The organism is Bacillus sp. MM2020_4 (assembly GCF_011250555.1).
In the GTDB taxonomy this organism is placed as follows: domain Bacteria; phylum Bacillota; class Bacilli; order Bacillales; family Cytobacillaceae; genus Neobacillus.
On sequence record NZ_JAANMZ010000004.1, the window covers coordinates 16410 to 39415 of the forward strand.

The 23006-nt window shown below is 40.8% G+C and carries 27 protein-coding genes; 7 read left to right on the top strand and 20 right to left on the bottom strand.

Annotation, left to right across the window (positions count from 1 at the left end; translation table 11 throughout):
• Positions 1-53 precede the first annotated feature (53 nt).
• Together G6554_RS04880 and G6554_RS04885 are read left to right on the top strand one after the other, a co-directional pair.
• The gene (locus G6554_RS04880) at positions 54-617 is read left to right on the top strand and encodes an NAD(P)/FAD-dependent oxidoreductase (RefSeq protein WP_166239341.1); all 564 of its coding nucleotides are present in this window, start codon (positions 54-56) and stop codon (positions 615-617) included.
• A 173-nt stretch (positions 618-790) separates the two neighbouring features.
• Positions 791-2305, top strand: coding sequence for an MDR family MFS transporter (locus tag G6554_RS04885; protein WP_166239343.1), 1515 nt, complete (start codon positions 791-793; stop codon positions 2303-2305).
• A gap of 42 nt (positions 2306-2347) precedes the next feature.
• Here the strand turns inward: G6554_RS04885 and G6554_RS26310 are convergent, their stop codons facing one another.
• Positions 2348-2395 (bottom strand): hypothetical protein, encoded by a 48-nt coding sequence (locus G6554_RS26310; RefSeq protein ID WP_481747907.1) that lies wholly within the window; start codon positions 2393-2395, stop codon positions 2348-2350.
• Positions 2396-2885: 490 nt separating this feature from the next.
• Here G6554_RS26310 and G6554_RS04895 point away from each other — a divergent pair, with 490 nt between their 5' ends.
• The gene (locus G6554_RS04895) at positions 2886-3794 is read left to right on the top strand and encodes a nuclease-related domain-containing protein (protein ID WP_166239345.1); all 909 of its coding nucleotides are present in this window, start codon (positions 2886-2888) and stop codon (positions 3792-3794) included.
• Positions 3795-3978: 184 nt separating this feature from the next.
• Here the strand turns inward: G6554_RS04895 and G6554_RS04900 are convergent, their stop codons facing one another.
• The 5 genes from G6554_RS04900 to G6554_RS04920 form a co-directional block, all read right to left on the bottom strand.
• A complete protein-coding gene (locus G6554_RS04900) occupies positions 3979-4374 on the bottom strand; it encodes a cytosolic protein (RefSeq protein WP_166239347.1) in 396 nt (131 codons plus the stop codon).
• Positions 4375-4473: 99 nt separating this feature from the next.
• A complete protein-coding gene (locus G6554_RS04905) occupies positions 4474-4635 on the bottom strand; it encodes a hypothetical protein (RefSeq protein WP_166239349.1) in 162 nt (53 codons plus the stop codon).
• Between the two features lie 116 nt (positions 4636-4751).
• Entirely contained in the window at positions 4752-5690 is a 939-nt protein-coding gene (locus G6554_RS04910; RefSeq protein WP_166239351.1) for a magnesium transporter CorA family protein, read from the bottom strand.
• A gap of 204 nt (positions 5691-5894) precedes the next feature.
• Positions 5895-6800, bottom strand: coding sequence for a cation diffusion facilitator family transporter (locus G6554_RS04915; protein ID WP_166239353.1), 906 nt, complete (start codon positions 6798-6800; stop codon positions 5895-5897).
• 111 nt (positions 6801-6911) lie between these two features.
• The gene (locus G6554_RS04920) at positions 6912-7049 is read right to left on the bottom strand and encodes a hypothetical protein (protein ID WP_166239355.1); all 138 of its coding nucleotides are present in this window, start codon (positions 7047-7049) and stop codon (positions 6912-6914) included.
• Positions 7050-7142: 93 nt separating this feature from the next.
• Between G6554_RS04920 and G6554_RS04925 the strand changes: the two genes are divergently transcribed.
• Positions 7143-7349 (top strand): YozQ family protein, encoded by a 207-nt coding sequence (locus G6554_RS04925; protein ID WP_166239357.1) that lies wholly within the window; start codon positions 7143-7145, stop codon positions 7347-7349.
• A gap of 48 nt (positions 7350-7397) precedes the next feature.
• Here G6554_RS04925 and G6554_RS04930 read toward each other — a convergent pair whose 3' ends face one another.
• Complete coding sequence (locus G6554_RS04930; protein ID WP_166239359.1) at positions 7398-8153, bottom strand: TraR/DksA C4-type zinc finger protein; 756 nt, start codon at positions 8151-8153, stop codon at positions 7398-7400.
• A gap of 217 nt (positions 8154-8370) precedes the next feature.
• Here G6554_RS04930 and G6554_RS04935 point away from each other — a divergent pair, with 217 nt between their 5' ends.
• Positions 8371-8532, top strand: coding sequence for a hypothetical protein (locus tag G6554_RS04935; RefSeq protein WP_166239361.1), 162 nt, complete (start codon positions 8371-8373; stop codon positions 8530-8532).
• A 47-nt stretch (positions 8533-8579) separates the two neighbouring features.
• Here G6554_RS04935 and G6554_RS04940 read toward each other — a convergent pair whose 3' ends face one another.
• The 5 genes from G6554_RS04940 to G6554_RS04960 form a co-directional block, all read right to left on the bottom strand.
• Positions 8580-9356, bottom strand: a complete 777-nt coding sequence (locus tag G6554_RS04940; protein ID WP_166239363.1) for an enoyl-CoA hydratase-related protein — start codon at positions 9354-9356, stop codon at positions 8580-8582.
• Positions 9357-9470: 114 nt separating this feature from the next.
• Positions 9471-10097 (bottom strand): LysE family transporter, encoded by a 627-nt coding sequence (locus G6554_RS04945; protein WP_166239365.1) that lies wholly within the window; start codon positions 10095-10097, stop codon positions 9471-9473.
• Positions 10098-10200: 103 nt separating this feature from the next.
• On the bottom strand, positions 10201-11241 hold the full coding sequence (locus tag G6554_RS04950; RefSeq protein WP_166239367.1) for a glycosyltransferase family 2 protein: 1041 nt from the start codon (positions 11239-11241) through the stop codon (positions 10201-10203).
• A 20-nt stretch (positions 11242-11261) separates the two neighbouring features.
• A complete protein-coding gene (locus G6554_RS04955; protein ID WP_166239369.1) occupies positions 11262-12938 on the bottom strand; it encodes a DUF6044 family protein in 1677 nt (558 codons plus the stop codon).
• A gap of 122 nt (positions 12939-13060) precedes the next feature.
• Positions 13061-13225, bottom strand: coding sequence for an aspartyl-phosphate phosphatase Spo0E family protein (locus tag G6554_RS04960; RefSeq protein ID WP_242637714.1), 165 nt, complete (start codon positions 13223-13225; stop codon positions 13061-13063).
• Positions 13226-13454: 229 nt separating this feature from the next.
• Between G6554_RS04960 and G6554_RS04965 the strand changes: the two genes are divergently transcribed.
• Positions 13455-14441 (top strand): potassium channel family protein, encoded by a 987-nt coding sequence (locus G6554_RS04965; RefSeq protein WP_166239371.1) that lies wholly within the window; start codon positions 13455-13457, stop codon positions 14439-14441.
• 47 nt (positions 14442-14488) lie between these two features.
• Here G6554_RS04965 and G6554_RS04970 read toward each other — a convergent pair whose 3' ends face one another.
• From G6554_RS04970 to yugI, 5 genes are all read right to left on the bottom strand, one after another.
• On the bottom strand, positions 14489-15835 hold the full coding sequence (locus G6554_RS04970) for a glucose-6-phosphate isomerase (protein ID WP_166239373.1): 1347 nt from the start codon (positions 15833-15835) through the stop codon (positions 14489-14491).
• Positions 15836-15945: 110 nt separating this feature from the next.
• The gene (locus tag G6554_RS04975) at positions 15946-17109 is read right to left on the bottom strand and encodes an iron-containing alcohol dehydrogenase (RefSeq protein WP_166239375.1); all 1164 of its coding nucleotides are present in this window, start codon (positions 17107-17109) and stop codon (positions 15946-15948) included.
• A 94-nt stretch (positions 17110-17203) separates the two neighbouring features.
• Complete coding sequence (locus G6554_RS04980; RefSeq protein ID WP_166239377.1) at positions 17204-18475, bottom strand: Glu/Leu/Phe/Val family dehydrogenase; 1272 nt, start codon at positions 18473-18475, stop codon at positions 17204-17206.
• Positions 18476-18489: 14 nt separating this feature from the next.
• Complete coding sequence (locus tag G6554_RS04985) at positions 18490-19701, bottom strand: ornithine--oxo-acid transaminase (protein WP_166239379.1); 1212 nt, start codon at positions 19699-19701, stop codon at positions 18490-18492.
• Positions 19702-19837: 136 nt separating this feature from the next.
• Positions 19838-20239, bottom strand: a complete 402-nt coding sequence (gene yugI, locus G6554_RS04990; protein WP_166239381.1) for a S1 domain-containing post-transcriptional regulator GSP13 — start codon at positions 20237-20239, stop codon at positions 19838-19840.
• A gap of 215 nt (positions 20240-20454) precedes the next feature.
• Here yugI and G6554_RS04995 point away from each other — a divergent pair, with 215 nt between their 5' ends.
• Positions 20455-20694 (top strand): helix-turn-helix domain-containing protein, encoded by a 240-nt coding sequence (locus tag G6554_RS04995; protein WP_481747904.1) that lies wholly within the window; start codon positions 20455-20457, stop codon positions 20692-20694.
• 225 nt (positions 20695-20919) lie between these two features.
• On the opposite strand, the gene G6554_RS05000 is transcribed toward G6554_RS04995, so the two are convergent.
• The 3 genes from G6554_RS05000 to G6554_RS05010 all read right to left on the bottom strand — a co-directional run bounded on the left by G6554_RS05000 (position 20920) and on the right by G6554_RS05010 (position 22928).
• Positions 20920-21183, bottom strand: coding sequence for a DUF1871 family protein (locus G6554_RS05000; protein ID WP_166239385.1), 264 nt, complete (start codon positions 21181-21183; stop codon positions 20920-20922).
• A 57-nt stretch (positions 21184-21240) separates the two neighbouring features.
• The gene (locus tag G6554_RS05005; RefSeq protein WP_166239387.1) at positions 21241-22425 is read right to left on the bottom strand and encodes an alanyl-tRNA editing protein; all 1185 of its coding nucleotides are present in this window, start codon (positions 22423-22425) and stop codon (positions 21241-21243) included.
• Between the two features lie 119 nt (positions 22426-22544).
• On the bottom strand, positions 22545-22928 hold the full coding sequence (locus tag G6554_RS05010) for a hypothetical protein (protein ID WP_166239389.1): 384 nt from the start codon (positions 22926-22928) through the stop codon (positions 22545-22547).
• Between the last annotated feature and the right edge of the window lie 78 nt (positions 22929-23006).

The following is a 23006-nucleotide window of genomic DNA, read 5'->3' on the forward strand; positions in this document are numbered from 1 at the left end:
TGGTTACGATACGATAATACTGGTAAAAACTTATTCATATGGAGGTTTTGAAGATGTTTGATGTTGTAATTATTGGTGCCGGCCCTACCGGTGCAAGTGCTGCTTTATTTACGGCGAAAGCTGGAAAGAAAACCTTAGTCATTGATAATGATAAAAGTGTGACAAAGCGTGCATGGATAGAAAATCATTACGGTGTAGCCGAAATAAGCGGTCCTGACCTTGTTGAAACAGGTAAAAAACAAGCGAGTAAATTTGGTGCCGAAATCGTTCAGGCCACTGTTACAAACGTTAGCAAAGCAGATAATAGCTTTAAGGTTGAAACTGATCAAGGCGAATATGAAGCACAGCACGTGATTGTAGCAACCGGCATGATGGCTGATCTTGCTGAAAAAATCGGCCTAACCACAAAGCCCGGTACTGAACCAAGAATTAAAACCATCCTTGATGTCGATGCAGCCGGAAAAACAAATATTAACGGAATCTGGGGCGCTGGCACTATCGCTGGTATGAGCATGCACACGATTATTACCGCCGGAGATGGCGCAAAAGTGGCCATCAATGTGATTAGTGAATTGAATGGTGAACGCTATGTTGACCATGATGTTTTAAAAGCGTAAAAAGGAACTATTCCAATACCTAAAGAGACTCCGTGGGGTCTCTTTTTTTTACAAAAAAACTATTAATTGACAAGGTCTATCCTTCCCTTTTAAAATTGCTTTATCTTGAAAATTGTAAGAGAGGATCATTTTGGCCAGTATTATCATTACGGGAACTACTAAGGAGAAATTTTATGATCAAAAAAGACAATAATCTTAAGCTTGTTGTTACGGGTATTTTACTAGCCATTCTTATGTCGGCCATGGATAATACGATCGTTGCAACGGCAATGGGAACCATCGTTTCCGACCTAGGCGGCTTTGACAAATTTATTTGGGTCACATCAGCCTATATGGTTGCCGTTATGGCCGGAATGCCTATATTCGGTAAACTCTCTGATATGTATGGCCGAAAACGCTTTTTTATTTTTGGATTAGTGGTATTTCTTGTAGGTTCTGCCCTTTGCGGAATTGCTCAAACGATTGTTCAACTAAGTATCTTCCGAGCGATTCAGGGGATTGGCGGCGGTGCCCTTATGCCGATTGCCTTTACGATCGTATTCGATATTTTCCCACCGGATAAACGTGGAAAGATGACCGGCTTACTTGGGGCTGTATTCGGGGCCTCCAGTGTATTAGGTCCGCTACTTGGAGCCTATATTACAGATTATATTAGCTGGCATTGGATTTTCTATGTGAATGTTCCAATTGGTATTATTTCGCTTATTTTAATTGTTCGTTTTTATCATGAATCATTAACCCATTCTAAGCAAAAAATTGACTGGGTCGGAGCGATTACGCTTGTTATTTCTGTAGTCAGTTTAATGTTTGCTCTTGAACTAGGCGGGAAGGAATACGCTTGGGATTCTGTGCAAATTATGGCTTTATTTGCTAGCTTTTTTGTCTTTATTATTGCCTTTTTCATCACCGAATTTAAGGCAGCTGAACCGATTTTGCCGCTTTGGCTGTTTAAGAAAAGATTGTTTGCGACCTCGCAAATCCTTGCCTTTCTTTATGGTGGTACCTTTATCATATTAACCGTGTTTATTCCTATTTTTGTCCAGGGAGTTTACGGCGGTACCGCTAAAAATGCCGGCTTGATTTTGACACCGATGATGTTGGGATCTGTGGCAGGAAGTTCTGTTGGCGGAATCTTTTTAACCAAGACTTCCTATCGGAATCTAATGTTGATTTCGATTGTTTCTTACGTAATTGGAATGTTCTTCCTTGGCACAATGACAGTGGATACAGCCCGCTGGTTATTGACACTCTATATGATTCTGGTCGGCTTTGGGGTTGGTTTCTCCTTTTCATTATTGCCGACTGCATCGATTCATAATTTGGAGCCGCAATACCGGGGAACAGCTAACTCGACGAACTCTTTTCTTCGTTCGTTTGGGATGACACTTGGAGTGACGATTTTCGGAACCATTCAGAGCAATATTTTTCAGGATAAATTGAAAGCTGCTTTCGCAGGTATGCAAGGTGGAAGTAATTTCAAGATGGGCGATCCTCGCGAAATTTTCCAAGCCAGTGAGCGTGCGAAGATTCCTGACTTTATCCTTTCTAAAATTGTTCATGCGATGTCGGATTCCATTACCCATGCTTTCTTGCTGGCATTGATTCCGATTGCTCTTGCAGCTGTCACCATCTTCTTTATGGGTAATGCCCGGGTTGAGGTGACGAAAAAGGAATCTGCTAAAAGCTAATTAAAAACGTACCGGCCCTTTATTTAGGCCCGGTGCATTTTTTTATTCAGCAAACTTGCCGTCCATATAATCACGATACGCTTGACGGATTTCTTCTTCCGTGTTCTTGACAAATGGACCCTGGCCACAATCGGCTCATTTAATGGCCTCCCCGCATATAACAACACTCTGAGTCTTTCTTCTGCCTTAATGGCAACCTCACTGTTTTGTCCTGCCTCACCTTTTTCAAGTGAAAGAACTTGTCCCTTTTCAAAATAATGGTATCGTTATTGAGATTTATTTTCAAATATAATGATTCGCTCGTTGAAAGGTTAAATTCGCTCATTGAAAAGGTAAATTCGCTCATTGGCTTCAAAAATTCGCTCATTGAACTTATTAATTTCATTGATAGAAACTATAAAATTGCAAATGACATATTTTAGACAATCTTTTCAACAAGAATCGCTATAATTCGGCAGGAAATTCAATCTTCTCCTTAGAATTTATTTATAAAAAGAAAGGAGTGAACATTTTGCTTATAAAAGAAAGGACAAAACCGTTGATTTTGCTTATTTTAGAGGCTTTACTTCGGAGACTCCCCTTGAGTCACCAAAAATATCAGCAGATTTCAGACGAATGTGGGAGGAGACAAGCCGGATACCTAGGCGAGAAATCTATGGATTACTATTATCGGGACCTCCCGAACCAGAAATATACGATCCTACACGATTTAAACCTTCCTGATGGTGACTACAACTGCCAAATCGACACCCTACTCCTAACACCAGAATTTGCCCTAGCAATCGATGTAAAAAATTTGGCAGGAAAGTTACTATTTGATACAGACAATGAACAGCTTATACAAATCAACAATGGGAAAGAAAAAGGATACCCCTATCCGATTGCACAGGCAGAAAGGCATAAAAAGCACCTACAGAAACTTCTTGCAGCACACCATTTCCCTCCAGTGCCAGTTGAATATTTAGTAGTTATCAGTAACCCGTATACCTCATACGTTATTACAGGAAAGAACGCCTACAAAGTGAAACCTTACATATGCAAAGCAGATATCTTTTTAAAAAAAATTGAACTCTTGGAAAAACAATATTTGCAACCACTCCTTACCGCAAAATACCTCCGTAAGCTTTGCCGCCGCCTTGTGAAAATGAATACCCTGCCGATAAACTATCTATTGAAAAAATACGGTATTCAGAATTCGGACCTACTAACAGGTATCCACTGCCCTTCTTGTTCTCATCAAACCCTTATTCGTAAAAAACAGAATTGGTACTGCTCCTCCTGTCATTCTTTTTCAAAAGATGCACATATAGAGGCATTGAAGGATTACTTTTTGTTGTTTGGTTCGACCATAACCAATAAGCAGTTTCGGGATTTTGCCCATCTAGAATCCCGCCATATTGCAAAAAGAATTCTACAATCTTGTTCCTTTCTTGAATATTCCGGCAAGAACAGATACCGATACTATTCACCAAAGATCTTCCCTTGGTGAGATTCTTTTAAAAGGACGATTCGCTCATTGAAACGGTAAATTCGCTCATTGAACATTAAAATTCGCTCATAGAACTCTTAAATTCGCTCATAGAGCTCCATCCTGCAGGAAAATTTTCTTTAAAAACCTAAAAAGGACGCCATGACCTGGTGTCCTTTCCCTTTACATGAAAAATTACCACTTTTTATGCCTCAAGATCCTTGCCTTCTTCAACAATATGGAACAAGAGGTGTGCCAAATGATGGACCGGGCCGTATTCTTCTTCCTCTTCATTTGTTTCTTCATTGAATTCCAGATCATTTAAGAAAAGCGCCATAAATTCGTAAAAGTCCTTCAGTTGGAATGAAAAACAGGCTACGGGCTCTTCGTTGTCCTCTTCATATTGCAGGACCATGTAGGAGAGGTCACCATCGGCATCCTCCGCATCGAAAAAGACAAAAAAACCAATATTGGTATCGAGTTCAAATAAATGTCTCGTTCCGCCTGCTGTTGCCTTATCAAACTCTTCCTGATTAAGTTTTTGAATTTGCATGCTATCTACATTATCTTCCTGATGAAAACCTACGACAAATGATTTCATACATTCAACCTCCATAGTTTCTTCCATAATAAAAAACACATATATCTATCATACCCCTTTTTGATGACGACAACCAATTTTCCCTTTAAAAATAAGAGGTTATTCCTCCCCTTCAAAATGTTCATTTAGGAGTGAATTTTCATTTGGAGCAAATTTCAAGGACTGTAAACTCATTTCAGGCTCAAGTCCATAAAGAGTTTTAACAGGTTTCTCTTCATTTTCGCCACAATTTAGATGCTGCTCAGCTTCTTTTTCATTCATTGGAATCATCCTTTTTTAGATTTTACTTTCTTCTATTGTCTGCCTTAGGTTTGGATCACATGCTACATAATTTCTTACCAAAAAAAGAAAAACCAGCTCAATAAAAAGCTGGTAATCTAGAAATATTTCTTTTTCCAAAAAATGAATGCTGTTAAGCTTGTTATAGATGCAGAGATTACGAGCGGAATGGCATAGGAATGCGTCGCATGCTGGAAAGGAATGTCGACGTTCATTCCGTAAAAGCTCGCCACCATCGTTGGGAACGACAAGATAATCGTAATCGAAGTTAAGAATTTCATGACAATGTTCAAGTTATTTGAAATGATGGAGGCAAAGGCATTCATCATCCCGCTTAAGATGGAACGGTACGTTTCAGCCATTTCAATTGCCTGGGTGATTTCGATAATAACATCCTCTAATAATTCCTTGTCTTCCTCGTACATTTTTAAATAGTTAAAGCGCAGAATCTTATCGAGTACAACCTTATTCGAGCGTAACGAGGTTGTAAAATAAACCAAACTTTTCTCTAATGCAAGAAACGCGTATAGTTCTTTATTTTTCAATGATTGGTGCACTTCACGTTCGATTTCATTCGTTTTCTTATTGATCTGCTTTAAATAACGTAGGTAATAGGATGAAATGACAAACAGAATCTGGAGAGCAAATCTTGTTTTTTTAAAGGTAAAGAATTCTTTGACTCTGTTCTTTCGGAATTCTTCTAGTATCGGTGTATCTTTTAATGAAACGGTAATAATACATTCATCTGTTAAAATAATGCCAATTGGAATGGTTTCATAAACGGTCAGTCCTGATTCGTCTTGGACCGTATACGGAAAGTCGACAATAATATAAATCCTGCCGTCATCCCGTTCAATCCTTGGACGTTCTTCATCATCCAAGGCATCCTTTATGATATCAACATCGACTTGCGCATCATTGGATACTTTATTTATTTCTTCTGCCGTTGGTGCGTACATATTGACCCAGCAGCCCTTTGAAATCACATCAACTTTTTCTAACACCCTTGCATCGGTGCTTTTAAAAATTTCTAACATGCGAAAACCTCCTCACTCACTTTGTTTGAGGAAGCCAACAACCTTTTTCAGAGTTGATATTCAAGATATTCAATTCAAAGACATTGACTTCCCCTCGCCTACTTGGGTCCGGGTCTATGGAATAACTCAAAAATATCAACTCCTTCGCATTTTAATATACTATCTTATCATAAACCAAATACCAGAAAGGTCATAGTAGTTTTTTTAGGAATTATTACTATCGTCAGGAAAATAGGGATTTAAATGAATGAGTACTTCACGAATGTTGTCATTTTCATCCATTAATTTTTGTTTGATTGATTTTGCCAGATCGTGACCTTGTTTAATGGTTTTAAAGTGATCAATGGAAATGCGTAAATCCACCAATACATAATGCCCATGTTCTCTTGCCCGAATGCGGTCAATCCGCTTTACCTCTTGAAATTCGCCCACAATGGAAATGTATTCCTGCAGTGTCTCTGTATTAATATTACGCTCAAGTAAGATGTCAAATGCCTCTGTCAGCATTTCCTTTGCAATTTTAAATATTAAATAGGCGACGAAAATACTTGCTGCCTTGTCCCCATATAGTAAGAAATGGATATCCATTCGTTCCCCCACAATGGAAACGAGCACCCCGATTGCCGCTGCAATTGATGCAACTATATCTGCTTTATGGTCAAAAGCAATCGCTTCGATGGCCTTACTTTGATTCTGTTTAGCGACCTTAAGTGAACTTCTGTATAAAATAATTTTCGTAATAAACGAAAAAAGTGCGACCCACATCGCTAAGAAACTAGGTGACTCCACTTCGTGGAAGAAACCACTAAAGCCTTCGTAGGCAACATAAATGGCCACAAGTAAGAGCAGAAATCCAATTATTTCAGAGACGATTACCTCTGCCTTTCCATGACCATATGGATGTTCTTTGTCAGCTGGTTTGTTCGCAATTTTTATCACCAATAAGACGATGACGGAGGCGAACACATCAGCAGCAGAATGGATCCCGTCCGCGAATACCGCGTCACTATGACCGTACCCGCCAATGATGACTTTTCCTAATGTTAGGATAATATTACTAATCACACTAATCCAGGCTACTTTTTTAGCCAGCGATTCTCTCATTTCCATCGTAATCCACCTTTGAAATTCCTTTAGCCATCATAGCAAATACAAACTGGATGGGTCTAGAGAAAAAGTCTTGTGCAGCCTAATAAATGTTGGCTGCACACAAATAATTTCTCATTCTTCAGGACCCTCATTGTCCTTTTTCCTCATTTCTACTTCCTCCACAACAGAAATTCTGTTTATTTGGTCATGAAGATAATGGAATGCCTGATCTAATTCTTCTCGTGTTGGAAATTCCTTTTTTCGATTCATTAACAAATCCCCTTCCAATATTTATAGGAGTAATAATTTTAAAATAAGAAAAAATACCGGTGTAGTGCTTTTTAAAAAAAGGAGGATGACAGAATGGACAATAAAAAGGCAAATCCCAAGAAAGAGTTAGCAGGCAGTTTTTATCATCCGAGTTATTATCAAGAAAAGGATACCTTATCCTCAGGACTTGCGACTACACATGAGCAAGTGAGCGACACCTATACCGAGGGACAAATAGGCGCCGTTATTGATGATGTAAACGGAAAGGATATCCCGATTCCCCGAAAAGAATTTGAATAAGGATTATAATAAGGAAAACAGCTTTCAACCGAAAGCTGTTTTCTTTATTTATTTTTCATCCTCAACGTAAGGGTCGTGTTCATATGCAGGCAGATCGCCAAAGGTTGTCATGATTCCTTCTTCATCGAGGGCGTCTTCATACTTTTCATGCTGTGGATTTGGATACACCTTTATATCATTTCCATACATATCATTACCGACAAAATTTTCATAGTCCTCCACGTAACCGATATTTTCATCGGCTTCCACATACATATCTTGATAATCATCTTGCGGAAAGGCTAAATCCGATGGCGTATCAGAAGTTCCCCAGGCTGCCACGGTCTGCCAGGAATCCTCAGCATCAAAACTAACGTTTTCCTTCCTTTCATCCATATCAAACTTTCCAAATGGAGGAGCCAACACTTCTTCCTCGACTGGACGATTATGGGAGGTAGCTTGATCCTGGCTGTGCTCAATACAAAAGGTGGTATTAGGAAGGGCCTGTAACCGTTCAAATGGAATGTCTTTTCCGCAGACATCACATTTTCCATACGTTCCATTTTCCATTGCTTCTAAGGCCCTGTCAATATTCCCTAACTGTGTTTCAGAATGCTCATTTAAAGCAATATCCTTTTCGCGTTCATATAATTCTGTTGCTTCATCGGCCGGATGGTTATCGTAGCTCGATAACTCCCCCATCGATTCATGGGCATGCCCACGTTCTAACCCGAAATGATCATTTTGTTCCAACCGTCCCTCCGCTTCGGCCTTTTCTTGCAACAATTGTAACCGTAGCTCAGCTAACTGCTGTGTCGATAACATGCGCTAAACCCCTTTCATGGAAAAAGCGTTATCTATCTCACCATTTATTTCATTTATTTTTTATCGTACCCTTATATTTTCATTTGTTTCACGCTTGATTATGTATTTAAAATTGAATTCCATCAAAATCCTATCATCTGATTCGCAAAGGAACCGTATAAGAATTGGTTTGGGGTGTATCTTAAGGATGAAAATGATTAGAATGAGGGGGATTTACGTGGTTAATTTAGACTTTGAAAAATTTAAAAAAGAACAGCGCGAACATAAGGCGGAATATATAGGAAGCGACAAAAACAAGCAACCAGGCTTTAACGACCCTGAATATAACAACCAGGATGACACTGATAAATCACCAGGAGCAACAGGAAGAGAGCTATAGATGATAAAAAGGTTGGGGCGGCATCCCTCAACCTTTTTACTGAAATCCTATTCCCCTTTAAAGTTCGGCGGGCGTTTTTCCTTAAATGCTGTTAATGCCTCGATTCGATCCTTTGTAGGAATTATGACTTCATACGCCTTCGCTTCGATGGCCAATCCTGTTTTTACATCCACATTGCTTCCATAGTTTACGGCGAATTTCGCTTGTGTCACGGCAAGGGGAGCATTTTTCATTATTTCTGCTGCCAATTCTATAGAGGAATCGAGTAACTGGCTCTTTTCGACTACTTTATTTACCAGTCCTAAATCAAAGGCATTGGTAGCCTTAATCTTTCTTGCTGTTAATATCAATTCCTTCGCTTTCGAAAGTCCAATGATTCGGCTTAAGCGTTGTGTGCCCCCGGCACCGGGGATTATTCCCCAACTTACTTCCGTTAAACCCATTGTTGCTTCTTTCACGGCAATACGAAAATCACAAACTAAGGCAAGCTCAAGCCCGCCACCAAGTGCATACCCATTGATAGCAGCAATCGTTGGTTGCGGTAACTCTTCAATCTTTGTGAAAACAGACCGGATCATGCCCACGTTTCTTTGAACCTCTTTTTCATTTAGTGTCCGTCTTTCCTGTAAGTCTGCCCCCGCACTGAAGGCCTTTTCTCCCGCTCCGGTAATAATAACGACGCGGATATCCTTATCATGTTTCAGCCCGTCTACCACCTCTTCTAACTGTAGAAGCGTTTCCATATCAAAGCAATTTAATTGATCTGGGCGATTGATGGTTAGGACTGCTACTCGATTTTCTACCTTTACTACAACCTTTTCCACATTGATTCCTCCTCCTGATACAATTAACATTAATAGGAAGATGATTTACATGTCAATAAGAATGGACAAAATAGTGCAAAAAATCGAATAGTTCACTATAGCACTAGTATTTATTTAATTAAATAAATTTGTAAATGCCTGCATTCCAAAGTAGAGGCCAAAGCCTATCAAGGATAGTCCGGACAAGATAGAAATCCCCACAAGCCACTGAGAGGTTAAATATTTCCGAGAACTACTTGCCACACCTGCCATGGCAACATCCCATATCAAGAGCCCAATAAAAATCGCGCTGCTATAAAGGACCAATTGACTGGTATCATAGGTGGCAGCTGTCTTCGCCAGAACCGAGCCATAAATACCTAACCAAAAGAGAATGGTCAGTGGATTCGAGATGGACATGAGGAATCCTGAGAAAAACGATTTAATCAGTGGTTCCTTGCCTCTGGCATACTCTAAATTAATTTTCCCGGCATTCATGAAGGTTTCAATCCCCGTATACATCAAGACGAAACAGCCAAAAAACCAAAGAAAGGTTTGCATAAATGCTGTTTCAAGAAACTGGACAACCCCTATGTAAACGATTAGCATATAAATCCCATCGGCGACAACAGCCCCTACCCCAATGAGCCAGGAGTGCATAAAACCATTCCTTATTCCCCGATCAATTTGCGCCGCATTAATCGGGCCGATTGGTGCCGCTAGCGACAATCCTAACAAGATATAACCTAAAAATATATTCATGATAAATTCCCCCTAAAATGAAGCCTGTCTTCCCATATTTATTCAGGTAGGGGAGGTTGTACCACAAAAAAAGAGTTCTCCATTATGGAAAACTCTTGGAAAGCTATTTGTTTGTTTCTGATACTTTTCTAAGATCAAGGCTGAATCCTTCATCCATCACTGTTTGATTTAGCAAATGGTGCCTTGGAATGGGCAGATTAAAGGAATCGATATCGACAATATACTTTGGACGCTGCTTGGTTTCTTTATAAATTTTTCCGACATATTCACCAATCAATCCAATCGCAATTAATTGCAGTCCGCCAATTAACCAAATAGAGGTAATCAGCGAGGTCCACCCTGACTCGGTGTCGCCAAAAAATTTCAGTGTTAAGAAATACCCGCCAAAAATGAGACTCATGAAAAAGGAAACAAACCCCGTGATTAATACAAATCGGATGGGTGAAATAGAGAAGGAGGTAATGCCATCAAAGGCAAAGCCGAGCATCTTTTTGACAGGATACTTCGTAACCCCGGCCTGCCTTTCTAAGCGATCATAATAGACCACATCTGAACGAAAGCCAAGCAATGGAACGATTCCTCTTAAGAAAAGATTTACCTCACTAAACCGTTCTAATTCATCCACTGCTCTTTTGCTCATTAACCGGAAATCGGCATGATTATAGACGAGGTCAACCCCCAACTTCTTCATTATTTTATAAAACCCTTGGGCAGTGCCTCGTTTAAACAGTGTATCCGTTTCACGGCTCTTACGGACACCATAAACAATTTCATATCCGTTATTGAACTTTAGGATAAATTCCCGAATGACACGAATATCATCTTGCAGGTCAGCATCAATCGAAATCATACAATTAGATCGCTCTTTTGCGGTAAATAAACCAGCAAGTAAGGCATTTTGATGCCCCACGTTCCGCGATAATTTCAAGCCGCGGACATATTCGTTTCGCAGCCCTTCTTTGTAAATTAACTCCCATGTACGATCCTTACTTCCGTCATCAACAAAGAGGATTTTGCTCTGCTTTGATACTAGCCCCTCATCTATCAGTTCTATTAGCAACGACTGTAGCTGGGCAAAGGTATCCGGCAACACTTCTTCCTCGTTATAGCATGGCACAACAATCGTAAGGACTGACTCGATCATCTGTATACTACCCCCGATGTCTACAATGTCTTATATAAGTAAATCTTCCATGCTGCTTTTTTCGAAATGAACACTTTATCAAGTACTAGTTTATTTTGCTCGGCATTGTCGATTGGTATGGCCGAAAAGATATAACGTCCGCCCATTTCCTTAAAAACATCCGTATTCAGCTCAAGATTTTTTAAATGGCGTTTGGAATCTTTCTTCAGCATATATCGTTTTCCAAGCTGGGCCGTAAAAATATAGCAGCGTCCGCCCCATTTATCAAAATAGTTTCGAATGGTTTTATTTTTGGCCAATTCTTTTTCAATTATTTTCCTAAATTGATGTTTATAGCTTAATGGATAAAAATTATTATAGGTGTCAATCGTGTAAAAGCCATTGTATTGCGCGACTGCAGGGTGCAGTCCGATACTGGCAATCCGGTAATCCTCTTGTGGGAGGGCGATATGCTCTTTGATTTCCTGAAATAAATCCTCTGCGAAAAATTCCTTAACGGTTGGCTTATCTTGATAAATGATTTCATCGTTACATAATGCCAAGAAGAAGATTTGCAAAATGATCAGCCACTTTGCCAGTTTTGTCCAATCAATCCCTTGTAGTGAAATAATTTTTAATGCAAGGGCAAAGGCTGAATAGATGACAAGCGGCCTCAAAAAATGGTAACGGGCAAAATTAAACGTATTCATAAAGTGAAATTTTTCGGTTAAGGGCAGCCACCCATCATAAAACCAAAACGCATACCATAACGATAAGAGAATATTGAGCGTGAACAAAAAAACAAATAGTTTTTCCTGTTGCCAGAGTTTTTTTGAAAAAACAAAGTAGATAGCAATAAAGGTGGCCGGGACAATAAATAGAGTGTGTACGGTCAGTACATGGGTGTGTCCCAGCAGGTAATTTTTGATAAAAAGCCGGACTGCCCCCCCAAATGGCAGATGTGCATGAAAATATTCATCACGGCTATTCGGCTCTTTTGAAAATAAAAATGAATAGACGAGTCGGTACTCAACAAGCATAAATAGGATGGTCATATACCCAAGTGCCAACAAAAAGCGAAGGTTCCAGCCTTTTCCACGGAAAACATCCCAAAGCCATAGGACCCCGATTGCACTTAAAAAAAAGAAAAATCCTAAAACGATGCTCGCATAAAACGGGATGATTGTGAGGACGAGATAATCTTTCCAACTTCCATTTCCATTCCGGATGTTGAGAAGGGCCCAAAGTGCCAGCGGCATTCCTAATGTACTTAACATTCCTGATGGCCAAAACGGTGTTAAGGCAAAGGCAAGGGCGCTCCCTATTTGCAGGAGGAGCCATTTATCACCAGTAAGAAAATGCTCCTTTAGCAGTAAATACATACCAAAGAAGGCGGCAACCCTTGTTAATGCTTGGCTTAAACCGTAGGCCAGCATGGTAGGAAATAGGGCATACAACCAGACAATCACGCTGTATTCCGTCCCAAAGGCGTTTCTCGATAGCTGCCCATTGATAATCTGGGGAATGACTGCATTTGCACTGCCAAATAGTTCTCCACTCTTCGCCAATACCTTATACCACGCCAGGTTTGAATCTAAATTATCATGGACCCGGATATGGGCATTTTCCTGCAGGATGAATAGTGGAGAGAGATAGATCGCGAGAACAAGTAAAGCGAAGAAGATCAGTCTCCGCTCTTTTTTGGTATCAATAACCACTCTTCTACACCTCAAAAATTTATCTTATAAGGGCACGTTTATTTTACATTTTGCTTTTGGCATGGAAATTATTCCTTTTGATCAAAAAAACCTTCCGGGAGTTCGGAAGGTTTTTAAAATGCTTAATGCTTTATGTTTTTTTTATTATAAACATTTAATAGAAGATCGAGTCTTTGACTGCATTGAATAACATTTGGATTTGAATAGCCATATTGATGTGCCAAAAGGATCATTTCCATTCTTGTCTTTTCAATATTTGACAATAGTAAATTCATACCAGTTCCCATCTTACGACCCACCTTCCATGTTGTACCTGTATCAATAGTGATAAACATAATTTATAAGTTTTTCATAAAAAAGGCAAGCATTAAAATACGAACTTTTTGTGAACATTTACCCATGTGAAATTATAATCATTCAATAATAATGAGAACTTACACTTTTGTCAATAATAGGTAGTACCAAGGAAAATGGAAGGAGTCTGAAGCTGGATAATTCTCGAAAAGAGGTGTGGTCATGCCGAACAGAGTCTATATCAGTTTTTTGCGGTTACCGCTTCTCATTCGAATCCTTTTAATCGCATTGCTTGTATTTTTGTCATTTGGAATCTCCATTCACTTTTTAGAGCCCGAAACCTTTCCAACTATTTTTGACGGTATTTGGTGGGCGATTATTACGGCCTCCACTGTGGGATACGGTGATTATGTACCCCATTCTTTTTGGGGCAGGCTGACTGCATTGATCTTAATATTACTGGGTGTTGGCATTGTCTCCTCTTATTTTGGTACTCTCGCAGCTGCTGCGGTTACCAAACAAGATGCCTTTTCAGAGGGAAGAATCCCGTTTAAAGGGAACGGCCATATCATTATTATCGGCTGGAACGAGCGATCAAAGGAACTCATTCATAAGCTTACAACTGTTCATCATCCGCAAATGATTGTCTTAATTGATGAAACACTTGAAGCCAATCCGGTAAAGTCAAAATTTGTCCATTTTATCCAAGGAAAAGGCCACGTCGATGAAACCATCATCAAAAGTGATATTGAAAAAGCGGAAAAGGTACTGATTACTGCTGATCGAGGAAATGATGAGCTCCAAGCTGATATGAACAGTATTTTAACATTGCTCACGATTAAAGGGTTATGTGCTCAAGTTAAATGCATTGTTGAGATTTTGACAGCCGAGCAAGTTGTCAATGCCATGAGGGCTGGCGCAGACGAAGTGATTCAATCCAATAAAATAACGAGTGTCTTTATGGTTAACAGCCTGCATTCCAATGGTGATGGGCTGTTATCGAATGTTGTCCATCAATTACAGGAAAGCAGATTGTCGTCCAGTGCTGTAAATCGTGATGATATCGGTAAATCCTTCAAAGAAGTATCCTCGGGACTATTAGCAAACGGATTTCTATTGATTGGGATCAAAAGAGGAGAGGAAACTATTCTAAACCCCGCACATTCAATTAAAATTGAAGAAAGCGATGAACTTTTAACGTTTAAATAGAAAAGAGTGCGGACGCCCCAATCGCGTCTGCACTCTTTTGAGCTATACTACAGTCGTTTCTCAAGCTCTGCTTTCTTTTCTTCATACCCAGGCTTACCTAATAAGGCGAACATATTGACTTTATAAGCCTCTACACCTGGCTGGTCAAATGGATTCACTCCAAGAAGGTAGCCGCTCATTGCACAGGCTTTTTCAAAGAAATAAACAAGGTAACCAAATGTATACTCATCCATTGCTGGAATGGAAACAATTAAATTTGGTACCCCGCCGTCTGTATGGGCGAGCATTGTTCCTTCGAATGCTTTGTTATTTACAAAGTCAATCGTTTTTCCTGCTAGGTAATTCAAGCCGTCCAAGTCATTTTCAAACGCTTCGATTTTCAGCTCATGACGCGGTTTTTCCACCTTTATGATGGTTTCAAACAAATCGCGGCGTCCTTCTTGCACATATTGTCCAAGTGAGTGCAGATCTGTCGAAAAGTTTGCGGAAGATGGGTAAATACCCTTTTGATCTTTTCCTTCACTTTCACCAAACAGCTGCTTCCACCATTCAGAGAAATACTGCAAACCTGGTTCATAATTGATCAGCATTTCAATCGTTTTTCCTTTATTGTAAAGCGCATTTCTTACGGCAGCATATTGGTAGGCAGGATTCTCTTCAAGCTCTGAATGGCTGAAGTCTCCTTGAGCTGCTGCTGCCCCTTCCATCATCTTTTCAATGTTTGCTCCGCTGACTGCGATGGGCAACAAGCCTACTGCCGTTAAAACAGAGTACCGGCCACCAATATCATCCGGAATAATGAAGGATTCATAACCTTCTTCTGTTGCTAACGTTTTTAACGCACCTCTTGCTTTGTCTGTTGTTGCATAAATACGTTTACGTGCTTCCTCTACGCCATATTTTTCCTCAAGGAGCTTGCGGAAAATACGGAAGGCAATTGCCGGCTCTGTTGTTGTTCCGGATTTAGAGATAACGTTAACAGAGAAATCCTTGCCATCAAGAAGATCGATTACATCGTGCATATAACTAGAACTAATATTGTTGCCAACAAAAATGATTTGCGGCGTGCTGCGTTTTTCTTTTGGAAGCACGTTGTGGAAGCTGTGCGACAGCATTTCAACGGCCGCCTTTGCCCCGAGGTACGAACCGCCAATTCCAATGACAAGAAGAACATCTGAATCAGCTTTAATTTTCTCAGCAGATTTTTGAATCCGTGAAAATTCCTCTTTGTCATAATTGGTTGGCAGTTCAATCCAACCTAAAAAGTCGCTACCGGCACCAGTACCCTCATTTAGAGAATGGTGGGCTACTTTTACAGCATCCCTTAAGTATGTAAGTTCATGTTCACCAAAAAAAGTAAGTGCTTTTGAGTAATCAAAACGAACGTGTGTCATGAATGATCCTCCATCAAATTTATTTACATTACAACTTTATCGAATGCCGACAAGATTATCAAGAAAGGACACCCTTTGTAAGCGTGCCCATTTTCGACATTTTTCTACGTTTATAAAGATGCCCGGTAAATCGCTAAAACATCCGCACGATTTAACTTTGTGAAGTTGCCAAACTCACCGTTTGCCATTGCACGATCCGCCATTAAATCGAGCTTCGTATCATCAATTTCATAGTCTGCTAAACGTGATGGTGCTTCAATGCTGTTCCAAAACTCACGGAGCTTGTGAATGCCTTCGAGACCTGCCTCCTCGGCACTTTTCCCGGAAGCATCTACACCGAGCACCCGAACAGCAAGCTGTTTAAAGCGCTCCGGTTTCACGTGCAGGTTATGCTCCATCCAGTGTGGGAAGAGAATCGCCAGCCCACCGCCATGCGGGATGTCATAGACGGCAGAAACCGCATGCTCAAGATTATGGGTTGCCCAATCGCCGCGATAGCCCATATTTAAAATACCGTTCAATGCCATGGTGCCGCTGTAAAGAATCGTTGCCCGGTGCTGGTAGTTTTCTAAGTCTGCCAACAATTTTGGCGCGGTTTCCATCACGGTAGTGAGCAACGATTCGCACATCCGATCCTGAAAGTCTGTATGTTCTTCAAGATGAAAATAATGTTCCAAAATATGTGACATCATATCGACGATTCCATAAATCGTTTGATTTCTTGGTACTGTGAAGGTGTTAACAGGATCTAAGATAGAAAATTTCGGGAATGTGACAGCACTCCCCCAGCCATGTTTTTCGTTCGTCTCCCAATTCGTGATGACCGAGCCGGCATTCATTTCCGAACCAGTGGCCGCAAGTGTCAATACCGTACCAAAGGGAAGAGCTTCCATTGCAAAAGCCTTTTTCACCACTAAATCCCAAGCATCCCCATCATACTTAGCACCCGCAGCAATTAACTTGGTGCAGTCAATGACACTGCCGCCGCCAACAGCTAAAAGGAACTCAATTCCTTCCTTTTTACAGATTTCCACCCCTTTACGGGCAGTTGATATACGGGGATTCGGTTCCACACCCGAAAGTTCAAATACCTCGGCACCGATTTCATGTAAAAGCGCTGTAACTTTTTCATAAAGACCACTTCGTTTAATACTGCCGCCACCATAGACAAGCAACACTTTTTTTCCGTATGATGGAATTTCCTTTTTTAATTGCTCAAGCTGGTCTTTGCCAAAAATCAATTTTGTTGGATTCCAAAAAGTAAAATTCTGCACATTAACACCATCCTTTTCATTACTCATTATTAGTTAAAATCATAAATTTTGCAAAAAAAGAAACCCCTGCATCAAAAAGATACAAGGACTCCCTTTAGACCCAGCCCCTAAACATGGCGGCTTCAGCTAATTTTCTTACACCAACCATATAAGCTGCCAAACGCATATTTACCTTCTTAGTTTGTGCTAGTTCATAAATTTCATTAAAGGATTTGACTAGCCTCACTCGCAATTTCTCAGCTATTTCCTCTTCAGACCAATAATAGCCTTGTTTATTTTGAACCCATTCAAAATATGACACCGTAACACCGCCTGCCCCTGCTAACACATCCGGCACCAGCAAAATTCCACGCTCGGTAAGAATCGTTGTCGCCTCAAGTGTTGTCGGCCCATTGGCGGCCTCAACAACAATACTCGCCCTAATATTGTGGGCGTTTTCCGCTGTGATTTGATTGGAGATGGCAGCAGGTACCAAAATATCACAATCCAACGTAAGCAATTCCTCATTGGTCATCGCACCATCAAATAAACTGGTCACCGTACCAAAGCTGTCCCGCCGATCCAATAGATAATTAATATTTAATCCATCAGGATCATAAAGAGCGCCGTAAACATCAGAAATACCGATAACGATGGCTCCTGCATCATGTAAAAACTTGGCAATATAGCTGCCGGCATTCCCAAATCCTTGGACAATCACCCGAGCCCCTTTAATCGAGATACCCCGCCTTTTCACCGCTTCCTCGATACAAATCGTCACCCCTTTTGCTCCTGCTTTTTCGCGGCCCTCAGAGCCTCCGAGCACAAGTGGTTTTCCCGTAATAAAGCCCGGGGAGTCATTTTGCCGAAGGTGACTGTATTCATCTAACATCCAGGCCATAATTTGCGAATTCGTATACATATCCGGAGCCGGAATATCCTTTGTTGCCCCGACGACTTGACTAATCGCCCGCACATACCCACGGCTTAAGCGTTCTAGTTCGCCAAATGACATGGAATGTGGGTTGCAAACGATACCACCTTTGCCACCCCCAAAAGGCAGATCAGCAATTCCGCATTTCATACTCATCCACATCGATAATGCCTTGACTTCCTCTTCATTTACCCCGGGATGATAGCGTACACCGCCCATTGTTGGCCCAAGGGCGTCATTATGCTGTGCGCGAAAGCCTGAAAAAATTTTCGTCGCTCCATCATCCATCCGTACAGGAATCCTGACACTAAGTGATTTCAAAGGTTCTGCCAATAACTGAGCTATCTCTTCGTTATACCCTAGTTTTTTTAATGCATCGTGAATCACCATCTGCGTTGATGTAAGAAGGTTGACTATTTCTTTTTTCTTTCCGTCTCCATCAGTTGTCCCCATTTTGGCACCCCTACTTATTTTTCCACGTTACCCAATACTTTACTAATTCGCTCAATAGCCCAATCTAAATCTTCTTTACTGATAACGAGCGGCGGTGCAAATCGAATCACTGTGTCATGCGTTTCTTTACATAATAACCCATGATCTTTTAATTGTTCGCAATATGGTCGGGCTGGTTCCGTTAATTCCACGCCAATAAACAATCCTCGTCCGCGAATATCCTTGATTTTAGGATTCTTAATTTCCTTTAATTCGCTGATAAAATAATCCCCTAGCTCTAAGGATTTTTCTGCAAGTTTTTCATCTACAAGCACATCAAGTGCCGCGATAGAAACGGCGCAGGCCATCGGATTTCCACCAAATGTTGACCCGTGGGACCCTGGGTTGAAGACACCTAATATATCCTTATCCGCAACCACGCACGAGATAGGGAATACTCCTCCGCCCAAGGCCTTACCGAGGATATACATATCCGGTTCAATGCCTTCCCATTCGCAAGCAAACATTTTTCCAGTACGTGCTAAACCTGCCTGAATTTCATCAGCGATAAAGAGTACATTGTTTTCCTTACATAGATCAAATGCTGCCTTCATAAAGCCTTCAGGTGGAATGACAATTCCTGCCTCACCCTGAATAGGCTCGATTAAAAAGGCCGCTGTATTTGGGGTAATGGCTTGTCTAAGCGCTTCTAAATCACCATATGGAATGAGCTTAATACCTGGCAGCATCGGTCCAAACCCTCGTTTATATTCGGCATCTGATGACAATGAAACAGCCGTCATCGTTCTTCCGTGGAAATTCCCTATACAGCCGATAATTTCTGCCTGATCCTCAGCAATCCCTTTTACATCATAACTCCAGCGACGTGCAGCCTTCACAGCTGTTTCAACAGCCTCTGCCCCTGTGTTCATCGGTAAGACCATTTCTTTCATCGCTAACTGGCAAACCTTTTCATACCAAGGTCCAAGCTGGTCGTTATGGAAAGCCCTTGATGTTAATGTAACCTTATCTGCTTGATCCTTTAATGCTTGAATAATTTTCGGATGGCGGTGTCCTTGGTTTACTGCAGAGTATGCACTAAGCATATCCATAAATTTATTGCCTTCAGGATCTTCTACCCAAACACCCTCAGCACGTGAGATGACAATTGGCAGCGGATGATAATTATTTGCACCGTATTTCTCCGTCTTTTCAATCAATTCGTTTGTATTCCTATTAGCTGGCATACATCATTCCTCCATTTCATTCTTTCTATTTATGTATAGTCAATACTATTGTAGCCGAGCATGGAAAAAGAATGAACTATAAAAAAAAAAAAAGCCTGAGCCAATTTAATTGAATTGGTCTCAGGCTTCTTCTGACTTATTTTTTTATTAAATCTTCGCGTTGGGATTGATCAATCCACTCTTGCAGCTTATCTTTTAATGTGTTAAATCCTTGCCCGCCTTCAACTTCAGGAATGATTGCCGCAGCTTGGCGTTTGCGTGGCTTCTTTGGTTTTGCAGCCTGTTGAACAGGTGCTTCCTCAGTTGCGCGGATTGAAAGGCCGATTTTGCCAGCTCCTTCATCAATTGACAAAACTTTAACCTTAATTTCATCGCCGACTTTAAGGTGCTCATTAATATCTTTTACATAGCCGTGCGTAATTTCTGAAATATGAACAAGACCTTGTGTTTGTTCGTCAAGTGCAACAAACGCTCCATAAGGCTGAATTCCTGTTACCTTACCTGCTAATATACTACCTATTTCAACTTTCTCTGTCATAAAAACACTCCTAATTAATAAAAAATTTTATCCCTTATATACGCATTAAAATATTATATCATACTACCTAGTTTTAATCAAAAAAGCTTTTTTTATGAAAACGGTGTTGCTCTAGCCCTTTTTAAAAAAAGTTAACAAAATGTTCAAAAATGGAATAAGAGAAAAGAAATTTACCATGATATACTAATAGTGAGAAGTTATAATTTCAAGAAGAGGTGAACTGTATGAGCTCAATTGGTACCACTATTAAAGCTGCTCGCGAGATGCTCCATATGACCCAAGAGGAATTGGCTCAGAAGGTTAGAGTTGGAACGCAGACAATTGAGAAATATGAATCTGGGGAACAAATGCCGAGTACCCAGACAATCATGAAGCTGTCCACTGTGCTGGATATCCCGGCTTCTGAATTATTACAGCACCACGTTCATCCAAATTCCTCACCTACGAAACTGTAATATATTCTAAATGCAAAAGCGGTAAAATGTACCGCTTTTTTATTTTTTTACCATTTTATTGTTTAGAAAAAGGTAATTCTGGGTATCCTTTAGACGTAAAGCTTTCTAGTATTCCCCCTTTTTGAAAAGGACAACCAAATTGGTTTGTCCTCTTTTTTTATGAGTAAGCATAAATATTTAGCACTGAGAATTGTCCAACGATCAACAAGCACCCTGCTTTTTATTTTATAGTGAGCAAGTTTCATTTTCTTTCATGATTAATAATTCCTCTGCCACTTTTAGACAGCTTTTCAGAGGGATTATTTTTTCAAAGGAAAATTCATATATGGCTTGAATTCTCTTGGCCAGTTTAGCGGGATCATTCAGTTCATGGACGGCTTGAATCGTGTCTGCTATTTCCGTGTCATAGTCCCCACTTTTCAAATGAAAGGGATCCCACTCATTTAGCACATCCACAAATTGCAAATTTGTTTGCAGCTCTTTTCTCATATTTTTGTCTCCTATAACATACATTTGAATCATTTTATCATACTTGTAGGTATGAACCTATTTAATACCAGTTAACAGCTGTTGAAGAATTTCCTCCGCTGGGAGCAGCGCATTCCCTCCGCCTTGGGCAAAGGACTCGTTTCCTCCGCCTTTGCCGTTTAGTAATGGCAAGACTTCACCCACCAATGTTTTCATATTTTCCTTTCTGGCAGTTCCACGGGCACACACTAGCTGCAGACGGGTTTCATTCGTGGATACAAACAAAACGAGTACCCCATCATCTTCAGCAATAACGGACCGGGCCAGCTTTTGCAGCTCCTGAATCGTTCGATTTTGAAATACCGCAGCGACAAGTTGATTGTTGTTAGCCAATAAGTGCTTCGCCTCATATTGAAGTAAACTTTCTTGCGCTTGCTCAAGTGCCTTTTCCGTGCGTTTTCCATTTTCCAGCAGTCGTACCACAGCCTGCTCCATTTCCATTTCTGGAGCATTAAGAAGCTTCGTTAACCTAAGCAGTAGCTTTTGCTTATCGCCAAGCAGATTTACCACGCGTTCGCCGCAGGCAAACTGCACACGGACCTTTTTCCTTTGTCTTTCCCAATCCAATACTTTAATCGCTCTGACTTCACCGGTTGCCTTTGGATGCGTCCCACCGCAGCCATTATAATCGAAGTCTGGAATAATCACGAGACGGATATCCTCTTTAACCTTCGTCGCTTTCCTTAAGGGGTAGTGCGACAACTCTTCTTCTGTTACCCACTTAGTTTCAATCTGCCTGTTCTCTAAAATAATCCTGTTCGCAAGTGCCTCTGCTTTCTTCACTTCCTCCCTTGTTAAATCATCAGTTTCAAGGTCAATCGTCAGGTTGTCCACCCCCAAGTGAAAACCTACTGTATGGTAATCAAATAATTGCTCAAAAGCTGCCGATAAAATATGCTGTCCCGCATGCTGCTGCATATGATCAAATCGTCGTTCCCAGTCAAGAGTGCCTGACACCTCTTCAGCGCCATTTTGAAATGGGGCTTCAAGATAATGGCGAATCTCACCATTAACTTCTTCTACATTCACGACTTTTTTATCCGCGATGATGCCGGTATCGTGCGGCTGCCCCCCACCCGTGGGATAAAAAGCTGTTTCGTTTAAAACGGCATACCATTTGCCATTTTCATCTTGTTCATGTTTTTCTACATGTGCTGTAAAAGATTTTATGTAAGCATCTTGATAATATAGTCTGTTTTTCATTGCAAATACACCTCGTTATTTCTGTATGAACATATTGTCTAAAAATATAGAAATTTAATCAAGTCAAAATAGTAAAAACCTGTCCTTTTTACAGAACAGGCCACTATTAAAGATGTAAATTACTTTTTATCCTTCTTCCGCTGCCCAAATGTTGCTGGATTAAATCCGCCCATTCCTTGTGGGAAGCCTGTCTGCTGCTGTCCGCCCATTCCTTGCGGGAAGCCCATTTGCTGCTGACCACCCATCGTTTGGGGGAATCCCTGGTGCCCAAAACCGCCCATTTGCTGCCCAGGAAAACCATGTTGACTACCACCCATCTGTGGATATCCATGCTGGTAGCCGCCCATCATTTGCGGGTAACCATGTTGATACCCACCCATCATTTGCTGGCTGCCTGGGTATCCACCCATCTGTTGTCCGAAACCTGGCTGCTGGAATCCGCCCATCATTTGTGGAAAGCCCATTTGCTGCCCAGGAAAACCGCCGAATTGTCTTTTCTCCAATTAATTCGCCTCCTTACATTCTCCCTGTTAGTGTATGTACCACTTTTTGGATAAGCTTAGATTCATACCTATAAGAAA

Bases quoted from the DNA above. Each gene is read 5' to 3' on its own strand.
- G6554_RS04880 (WP_166239341.1), top strand. From the start codon at position 54: ATGTTTGATGTTGTAATTATTGGTGCCGGCCCTACCGGTGCAAGTGCT.
- G6554_RS04885 (WP_166239343.1), top strand. From the start codon at position 791: ATGATCAAAAAAGACAATAATCTTAAGCTTGTTGTTACGGGTATTTTA.
- G6554_RS04900 (WP_166239347.1), bottom strand. From the start codon at position 4,374: ATGAAATCATTTGTCGTAGGTTTTCATCAGGAAGATAATGTAGATAGC.
- G6554_RS04905 (WP_166239349.1), bottom strand. From the start codon at position 4,635: ATGAATGAAAAAGAAGCTGAGCAGCATCTAAATTGTGGCGAAAATGAA.
- G6554_RS04910 (WP_166239351.1), bottom strand. From the start codon at position 5,690: ATGTTAGAAATTTTTAAAAGCACCGATGCAAGGGTGTTAGAAAAAGTT.
- G6554_RS04915 (WP_166239353.1), bottom strand. From the start codon at position 6,800: ATGGAAATGAGAGAATCGCTGGCTAAAAAAGTAGCCTGGATTAGTGTG.
- G6554_RS04920 (WP_166239355.1), bottom strand. From the start codon at position 7,049: ATGAATCGAAAAAAGGAATTTCCAACACGAGAAGAATTAGATCAGGCA.
- G6554_RS04925 (WP_166239357.1), top strand. From the start codon at position 7,143: ATGGACAATAAAAAGGCAAATCCCAAGAAAGAGTTAGCAGGCAGTTTT.
- G6554_RS04930 (WP_166239359.1), bottom strand. From the start codon at position 8,153: ATGTTATCGACACAGCAGTTAGCTGAGCTACGGTTACAATTGTTGCAA.
- G6554_RS04945 (WP_166239365.1), bottom strand. From the start codon at position 10,097: ATGAATATATTTTTAGGTTATATCTTGTTAGGATTGTCGCTAGCGGCA.
- G6554_RS04950 (WP_166239367.1), bottom strand. From the start codon at position 11,241: ATGATCGAGTCAGTCCTTACGATTGTTGTGCCATGCTATAACGAGGAA.
- G6554_RS04960 (WP_242637714.1), bottom strand. From the start codon at position 13,225: ATGGGAACTGGTATGAATTTACTATTGTCAAATATTGAAAAGACAAGA.
- G6554_RS04965 (WP_166239371.1), top strand. From the start codon at position 13,455: ATGCCGAACAGAGTCTATATCAGTTTTTTGCGGTTACCGCTTCTCATT.
- G6554_RS04970 (WP_166239373.1), bottom strand. From the start codon at position 15,835: ATGACACACGTTCGTTTTGATTACTCAAAAGCACTTACTTTTTTTGGT.
- G6554_RS04980 (WP_166239377.1), bottom strand. From the start codon at position 18,475: ATGGGGACAACTGATGGAGACGGAAAGAAAAAAGAAATAGTCAACCTT.
- G6554_RS04985 (WP_166239379.1), bottom strand. From the start codon at position 19,701: ATGCCAGCTAATAGGAATACAAACGAATTGATTGAAAAGACGGAGAAA.
- yugI (WP_166239381.1), bottom strand. From the start codon at position 20,239: ATGACAGAGAAAGTTGAAATAGGTAGTATATTAGCAGGTAAGGTAACA.
- G6554_RS05000 (WP_166239385.1), bottom strand. From the start codon at position 21,183: ATGAGAAAAGAGCTGCAAACAAATTTGCAATTTGTGGATGTGCTAAAT.
- G6554_RS05005 (WP_166239387.1), bottom strand. From the start codon at position 22,425: ATGAAAAACAGACTATATTATCAAGATGCTTACATAAAATCTTTTACA.